This is a genomic window from Alphaproteobacteria bacterium, from assembly GCA_030740435.1.
Lineage (GTDB): Bacteria > Pseudomonadota > Alphaproteobacteria > UBA2966 > UBA2966.
Window position 1 is genome coordinate 1 of the sequence record JASLXG010000175.1, and the last position, 5293, is coordinate 5293.

Annotated in this window: 5 protein-coding genes; 1 reads left to right on the forward strand and 4 read right to left on the reverse strand. The window is 66.0% G+C overall.

The features are described 5' to 3' along the window. From QGG75_17105 to QGG75_17115, 3 genes are all read right to left on the reverse strand, one after another. A partial coding sequence (locus QGG75_17105; GenBank protein ID MDP6068949.1) for an ABC transporter substrate-binding protein occupies positions 1-1167 on the reverse strand: 1167 nt, incomplete at its 3' end. Between the two features lie 186 nt (positions 1168-1353). Next, positions 1354-2397 carry an alcohol dehydrogenase catalytic domain-containing protein gene (locus tag QGG75_17110; protein MDP6068950.1) on the reverse strand — a complete coding sequence of 348 codons (1044 nt, stop codon included), beginning with the start codon at positions 2395-2397 and terminating at the stop codon, positions 1354-1356. A 278-nt stretch (positions 2398-2675) separates the two neighbouring features. Continuing rightward, positions 2676-3512: an IclR family transcriptional regulator gene (locus tag QGG75_17115; GenBank protein ID MDP6068951.1), complete on the reverse strand. Its 837-nt coding sequence runs from the start codon at positions 3510-3512 to the stop codon at positions 2676-2678. 97 nt (positions 3513-3609) lie between these two features. Here QGG75_17115 and QGG75_17120 point away from each other — a divergent pair, with 97 nt between their 5' ends. Further along, positions 3610-4437: a sugar phosphate isomerase/epimerase family protein gene (locus QGG75_17120; GenBank protein MDP6068952.1), complete on the forward strand. Its 828-nt coding sequence runs from the start codon at positions 3610-3612 to the stop codon at positions 4435-4437. 147 nt (positions 4438-4584) lie between these two features. Here QGG75_17120 and QGG75_17125 read toward each other — a convergent pair whose 3' ends face one another. After that, positions 4585-5262 (reverse strand): transposase, encoded by a 678-nt coding sequence (locus QGG75_17125; GenBank protein ID MDP6068953.1) that lies wholly within the window; start codon positions 5260-5262, stop codon positions 4585-4587. Between the last annotated feature and the right edge of the window lie 31 nt (positions 5263-5293).

Genomic DNA, 5293 nt, shown 5'->3' on the forward strand with positions numbered 1-5293 from the left:
CGGAATGAAGGATACCGGGTCCATCATGCGGTACTTCTTGCCCGGCTGCTTCTTCATGGGACCCCAGAACTGCCCGGTGTTGGCCTGATGCGACTTGGCGTCGACCGTCAGGCTGCCCATCGGCGTGTCTATGGTCATGCCTTCCAGGGCCTTGATGACCTTTTCGGCATCGCTCGAGCCGGCCTTCTTGACGGCCGCGGCATAGAGCTTGACGCCGTTGTAGGCCAGAACCGGCCACATCGCGGTTGCCTTGGTACCGGCTCTCTTGGACAGCCGGGCCTGGAACTCCTTATGGGCATTGGTCGGCGAGTGGTACCAAAGCTCGTAGGTGTTGGACCAGACGTTGTCGGGATAGGAGGCGCCCAGCTTGCTCGCCACCTCGTGGCTGGCGATCTCGCCACCGGTGATGTAGACGTGATTCTTGAAGAAGCCGAAGGGCGCCGCCTGCTTGGCGAAGTTGACGAAATGGTTGCCCCACAAGCCGCTGGTCACGGTCTCGCAGCCGGCGCCCATGATCTGGGTGATGTAGGAGTTGAAGTCGGTGGCGCCCAGTTTGGGCCTGAGCTTGATGACGATCTTGGCGCCCGGCGCATGCTTGGGCAGGGCCTTGACGATGCCGTCGCCGAGGTCGTGGCCGTAAGCATAGTCGAGCTGGATGTCACAGACCTTCTTGCCGTTCACCTTGGCGACGATCTGCGCCATGGCGTCGCCCTCGAAGTCGGTGTTCGAGGCCGTGCGGAAGACGTAGGGGTGCAGTTTCGACGTCGTCATCTTGATGGTCTTGGGGATGGTGGCGATGTAGATCACCTTCTCCTGGCGCGCCACTTCCGAGATGGCCAGGCCGACGCCCGAGGAAAGGCCGCCGATCAGTACGTTGACGCCTTCCTTGGTGATCAGCTCCTTGGCCGCGGCCGAAGCGGCGGCCGGGTTGAGCTTGGAATCACGGCCCGCCGTGACCACTTTCATGCCAAGGATACCGCCGGCGGCATTGACTTCGTCGACCCCCATATCGTGGCCGCGCATGGCCGGGCCGCCGTAGATGGCGCCGCCGCCCGAGATGGGATAGAGCACGCCGATCTTGATTTCGGCGGCATCAGCACCGCTCGATAGCGCAACCAGCCCCAGGGAGAGGGCAACTGCACCACTGATTTTGTGAATCTGCCTCATCAACTTGCCTCCATGTGTTTTTATCGCAGGAACAACATAAGGATACCGAGCCCACCTCAATGAGCCCCGAAACAGCGGGCCGCCCCTCCCAGAATTCGATTCCGCCCGCGACCGCAAAGGCTACAGGGACTTGCGCCAATGACGCAAGGGCTGCGGCATGGTGAATGTTCTTGGCAGGCGTTTGGTTCAGGCTTCGGGGCACAACACGACCTTTATGCACTGGCGTCGGTCGAGCAACTCGAAGGCCTGCCCGACCTCGGCGTAGGGCAGCACGTGGGTCACCAGTTGCCGCAACTCGGCCGCCATGCCGGCGGCCAGGGTGGTGCTGCGCAGCCAGGTCTCGCGGTAATAGGCGCGGCAGCCGAAGATCTCCTTTTCGTCCAAGGCCAGCGGCAAACTGTGGAAGGGTGCCGGGGCGTGGCAATAGCCCACCAGGCCCAGCCGGCCACCGCGCCTGAGCGCCGCCAGGGCCGGCGCCAGCGCCGCCTCGTGGCCGCTGGCATCATAGGCCACGTCGGCACCCCTTGGCGCCACCCGGCGCACCGCCGCCTGCAGATCCTCGGCCTGCTGGTCGACCGCCACCGCCCCGAGTTGCTTGGCCAGTTCCAGCCGCCCGGCGTCGGCGGCGACGCCGGCGACGATGACCTCGGCCGCCCCGGCCGCCCGGGCCACCAGCAGGTGCAGCAGACCCACCGGCCCGGCACCCATCACCAGCACCGTGTCGCCGGCCGCCAGCGGCACGCGTTCCAGCACCGCGTGGGCGGCCACGGTCAGGGGCTCGATCAGCGCCGCCGCCAGCGGGTCGCTGTGGTCGGGCAGCACAAAGACGTTGTCGGCCGGCACGGCAATGCGCTCGGTTAGGCCGCCGGCGATGTGGCAGCCCATGATGCGCCGTTCCTCGCACAGCGCGTGGCGGCCCAGGTTGCAGTAATAGCAACGCCCGCAGTTGACATGGGGATTGACGGCCACCAACTGACCCGCGGCCAAGCCGCCGACGCCGGGGCCCAGGGCTTTGACACGGCCGACGAATTCGTGGCCCAAAACGTGGGGAAAGTCGGGCGCGTACTCGGCCGCGATGTCGTCGTCCCAGCGCCGGATGGCAAGGTCGGTGCCACAGAGGCCGCCGGCCGCCACCTCGATCAGCACCTGGCCGGCGGCCGCTTGCGGCTCGGCTATGGCGATCTCCTCGATACTGCCGGGCTGTGGCCGGATCTTGGCCAGGGCGCGCACTAGTACCCACTATCACAAAAGGATGGCACGTATGACGGCCAGGAAGGACCACAGAACGGACCGGGGGCTAGGAGCGTGGTCCGCCGTGATGGGGGACCATCACAAGGACCGCGGGACGACGTCCGATGGTCCTTCATGGCCGCCCTTTGGGTCGCTTTTCCGACGCTGTGGAGGGCGTCGGCAGCGCTTGCCGATGGCCCCGCATCGCCAGCGCGTTGCCTCCTACCCACAGCGCCGGCAAAGCGATCATACGTACCATCCTTTTGTGATAGTGGGTACTAGGGCGTGACCTTGGTCTTGACCTTTTTCGTTGCGTCCGCCGCCACGGCTTCGCCCTGGTATCCCAGTTCCTCCGAGATGCGGGCGGCGGTCTCGTGCACCAGCGGCACTTTCTCCTGCAAGGCCGACAGCGAGAGCCGCCAGATGGGCCCGGAAATGCCGATGGCACCTGAGACGTGACCGGTGAAGTCGTGCACCGCGACGGCGGCGCAGCGCACCTCGGGATGGTATTCGGCGTCGTCGAAGGCGATGCCGGCGGCCCGCACCGTGGCCAGTTCGCGGCGCAGGCGCTCGGGCTCGGTGATGGTGTTGGGGGTGCAGGCCTCGAGGCTGTTTTCGGTCAGAAAACGCTGCAGTTGCTCAGCTTCCAGGCGGGCCAGCAGGATCTTGCCCAGCGCCGTGGCGTGGGCCGGCCTGAGCGCGCCGAGGCGTTCGTTGAGGCGAAAAGGGCTGGAGCCGTCGGTGCGCGCCAGGATGATGATCTGGTGGCCCGAACGCACGGCCAGGTGGCTGGTTTCGCTGGTCGCCTCGGCCAGTTTCTCCAACAGCGGCGTGGCGACGCTGATCAGTTCGACCTCCTCGCGCGCCCGGGCCGCCAGCAAGAACAGCGGCCGGCCCAGGCGGTAGCGCTTGGTCTCGCTCTCCTGGCGCACGTAGCCCAACTGCACCATGGTCTTGACCAGGTGAAAGGCGGTGCTGCTGTGCAGCCCCACGGCCTTGCTCAACTGGGCCAAGCCGATACCGTCGGGCGCTCCGGCGATGGCCTCCAAAAGCGCGAAGGCACGGGCCAGCGACTGCACGCCGCCCTTTTCCTTGGCGCTGTTGTTGCCCGTCATGGCCGCCCCCATCGATCCCTCATCGTGAAACGCTATCTCTTGATGCTGTACAAGGTCAACCAGGGGCAGGATTATGGCCTTTTGGAAAGGAAATACCGTGATCGACGTTGCAGGCTTTGCCGTCAATACCTACGCCTACACCTTCTCCCACACGGCCGCCGATTGCCTCCAGGCCTACGCCGGCAGCGCCCGCGGCCTCGAGGTCATGATGTATCCCGGCCACGCCTGGCCGGACGATCTCGATGCCGCGGCGCGGCGCGATCTGGTCAAGCTGAGCGCCGACACCGGGGTGCCGCTGATCAGCCTCAACAGCCCCAACATCGACATCAACGTGGCCGCCGCGGCGCCCGGCATGCGGGCCTATTCGATCGACCTGGTGTGCCGCATCATCAAGCTTGCCGGCGATCTCGGGGTGCCCGGCGTGGTCTTCGGCCCGGGCAAGCAGAACCCCCTGATGCCGGCCCCGCGCGAGACCCTGCTGGGCTACTTCCAGGACGCCATGGAGCGCTTCGTGCCGGCCGCCCGGGCGGCCGGGACAAGGCTGCTGGCCGAAAACATGCCCTTTGCCTTCCTGCCCGACGCCGAGAGCCTGATGGCGGCCATCCAGCCCTACGACGCGGCCGACGTGGCCGTCGTCTACGATATCGCCAACGCCTATTTCCACGGCGAGGACATGACCGAAGGTTTCCGGACCGTGGCTTCGCGACTGGCTCTGGTGCACGTCTCGGACACGCCCACCCATGTCTACCTGCACGCCCCGGTGGGTGCCGGGACGCTGCCGTTTGCCGAAGCCGCCGCCGCTTGTCGCGGCGTTGACTACCAGGGCGAGGTGATGCTGGAAATCATCTGCCAGGACCCCGACAACGAGATCCCGGCCAGCGCCCAGGAACTGCGCGGCATGGACTGGGGCGGCTTCCCCGCCTAACAGCCAGCCCGCCAAACAAAAGTGGGGACAGGGACCACTTATTTTCCCAGTCCCGTTCAGCGCCAAACCCGCGGACAGCGCAGCTTTCGGGCCAAAAAGTGGGCAAAAAGTGGGGACAGGGACCACTTCACGCTTTTTTGAGGACTGCTAAGCAGGAACGCCAATTTCCCCTTTTCTGGGGCGGCCCATGACACGCGGACGTAAGTGGCGGCCCAGCTCCCGTTCCAGCATGGCGATGGCCGTGTCTGAACCGAGCGGCCAGCCGCTGCGCGTATGGTAGCGCAAGGTCTCGGCCTGATGCGGCTCCTCGGGCCCTTCCAGATAGGCCTGCCAATCCCCGATCAGGTCGGCCAGCCCCCCCGGCGAGAGCAGCCCGTCAGCTGACTGGCCGAGATGGTGGCGGGCGCTGCTCCAGGGCCAGGCCGCAGCCTCGCCGACCAAACCGGCGCGCACCGGGTTGAGTTCGACGTAGCGCACGGCGGCCAGCAGATGTCCCTGGTCCATGGCCGTGGAGTAAAAGCGATCCTGCCACAGGTGCCCGCACCAGCCCCGGTGGTGATTGATGCGCCAGGTATAGCGGTGGTGGGTGCTGCCGACGCTGCGGGCCAGCGCCGCCCGGCATTTTGGCAGCAGCACCAGATGGACGTGGTTGGGCATCAGGCAATAGGCCCAAACGGCCGCGCCGAAGCGCCGGCAGGTCTCGCCCAAGTGCCAAAGATAGGCTTGGTAGTCGCGTTCCTCGAAAAACACCCGCTGGCGGCGATTGCCGCGCTGGGTGACATGATGCGGCCAACCCGCGACGACGATACGTGCCTGTCTCGCCATGGCTCTCTCCTTCTTCATCGTATTGCTCCAA